Below are 2,298 nucleotides of genomic sequence, written 5' to 3'. Positions count from 1 at the left end.
GCTCGACTTCGTGCTGACCGGCTCGCAGAAGGCACTGGCACTGCCGCCCGGCCTGGCCTTTGGCGTGGCGCAGGAGAACGTGCTGCGGCGGGCGCAGAGCCGGCCGGGCCGGGGCGTCTACCTGGACCTGCTCGAGTTCGAGAGCTCGCTGGGCAAGTATCAGACGCCCAACACGCCTGCGATCTCGCTGCTCTACGCGCTGGCGGCGCAGGCCGAGCGCATCCGCGAGGAGACGGTGGAGGGGCGCTGGGCGCGGCACGTGGCCATGGCGCGCAGGACTTACGACTGGGTGGAGGCCATGCGAGCCCGCGGGCTGGCCATGGAGGTGCTGGCGCCGCCCGGGTACCGCTCGCCCACCGTGACCTGTATCCGGCTGCCGCCGGGGTGGACCGGCCCGCACGTCACGGCCGCCCTGCGCGAGCGGGGGTACACGATCGCGCCGGGGTACGGCAGGATGAAGGATGCCCTGATCCGGATTGGCCACATGGGGGACCACACGGTCTCCGAGCTGGAGGGTTTGCTGGCGGAGCTGGAAGAGGTGCTGGCGTGAGCGCGAGTTATCGCATCTTGATCGCGGACGCTCTTGCGCCGGAGGGGCTGGAGCCGCTGCGCGCAGACGGGCGGTTCGAGATTGTGGAATGGCCCGGCCTGGTGGGCGAGGAGCTGGCCCGCGCGCTGGCCGGGGTCGATGCCGTGATCGTGCGCAGCGCGACGCGCATCACGCGGGAAGCGCTGGCGCGCGCGGACCGGCTGCAGGTGATTGGCCGGGCCGGCGTGGGTGTGGACAACATCGATGTCGAGGCGGCCACGGAACGGGGGATCGCGGTGCTGAATGCGCCCTCCGGCAACACGGTTTCCGCGGCGGAGCTGACCATGGCGCTGCTGCTCGCGCTGGTGCGGCGCGTGCCGGCGGCCGATCGCTCCATGAAGGAGGGCGAGTGGGACCGCTCGCGCTTCAGCGGCACGGAGCTGTATGGCAAGATCCTGGGCCTGGTAGGAGCTGGCCGGATCGGGGGCGAGGTGGCTCGGCGGGCCAAGAGCTTCGGCATGCGCGTCGTCGCCTACGACCCCTTCCTGGGCGAGGAGCACGCCCGGGCGCTGGAAATCGAGCTGGCCTCGCTGGATGAGGTGCTGCGCCGCGCGGACGTGCTGTCGTTGCACGTGCCGCTCACGGAGTCCACAGCCGGGATGATCGGCGAGGCGGAGCTCGCGCGCATGAAACCGGGCGCCTTCCTGGTGAACGCGGCGCGCGGCGGCGTGGTGGACGAGGCCGCGCTGTCCCGGTTCCTGGCCTCCGGCCGCCTGGCCGGCGCAGCGCTGGACGTCTTCGACCTCGAGCCACTGGCGCCGCAACACCGGTTGCGCGCTCTGAACAACGTGGTGCTGACGCCACACCTGGGCGCCGCCACGCAGGAGGCGCAGCAGAACGTGGCGGTCGAGATCGCGGAGGCGGTCCGTGCCGCGCTGGTCGAGGGCGACCTGTCCCGTGCCGTCAACGCCCCCGCCATTGGCGGCGAGGAGATGCGACGGCTGCGCCCGCTGCTGGACCTGGCGCAGCGGCTGGGGCAGCTCGCCTGCGTGCTGGCGGACGGCGCCGTCGAGGCTACGGAGATCCGCTACGCCGGCGCGGTGGAGGAGGGGCTGCTCCGGCCACTCGCCGCCAGCGCCCTGATCGGCGTGCTGGCCGGTGTGCTGGGCGCAGGCGCCGTCAACTTCGTGAATGCCCTGCACCTCGCCCAGTCCCGCGGCATGCAGGTGCGGCAGGTCCGGCTGGGGCCGCACGCGGACTACGCCGAATACCTCGAGGTGCGGCTGTTCTCCCAAGGCGGCGGACAGGTGCTGGTGGCCGGCGCGCTGCTCGCGGCACAGCACCCGCGCGTCGTGCGCATAGGCGACTTCCACATTGACGTGGTCCCGCGCGGCGCACTCGTGGTGCTGCGCAACCGCGACGTGCCCGGCGTGATCGGCCGGGTGGGCACACTGCTGGGCACTGCCGGCATCAACATCGGCGAGTACCACCAGGCGCGGCTCGAGGCGGGCGGCGAGGCGCTGGCGGCCATCAGCGTGGACGGCCGGCTGAGCGCCGAGCTGGTGGACGAGCTGCGCGGACTGCCAGAGGTGCTGGAGGTCCGGCAGGTGCAACTGGACTGACCGGCCACCCGGCGGGGTTGGCCGTCAGACCCTCAGGGGTGGCCGCCTTCAGGCGCTTTGCCGGGCGCGGTCGCGCACCACGACTTCAATGTCGCAGTCCAGGACGCGAAGCAGCTTAATGAGCTGGTCGATTGACTTGCGGTAGGT

2 protein-coding genes are annotated in these 2,298 nt (G+C 72.1%); both read left to right on the top strand.

Annotation, left to right across the window (positions count from 1 at the left end; genetic code table 11):
• On the top strand, positions 1-550 hold a 550-nt coding region (locus HY703_06315), incomplete at its 5' end, for an alanine--glyoxylate aminotransferase family protein (protein ID MBI4544787.1).
• On the top strand, positions 547-2,151 hold the full coding sequence (locus HY703_06310) for a phosphoglycerate dehydrogenase (protein MBI4544786.1): 1,605 nt from the start codon (positions 547-549) through the stop codon (positions 2,149-2,151). The genes HY703_06315 and HY703_06310, both read left to right, overlap by 4 nt.
• Positions 2,152-2,298: the final 147 nt, after the last annotated feature.

It is taken from the genome of Gemmatimonadota bacterium (assembly GCA_016209965.1).
In the GTDB taxonomy this organism is placed as follows: Bacteria; Gemmatimonadota; Gemmatimonadetes; order Longimicrobiales; family RSA9; genus JACQVE01.
This window is presented reverse-complemented; position numbering and strand designations above follow the sequence as displayed.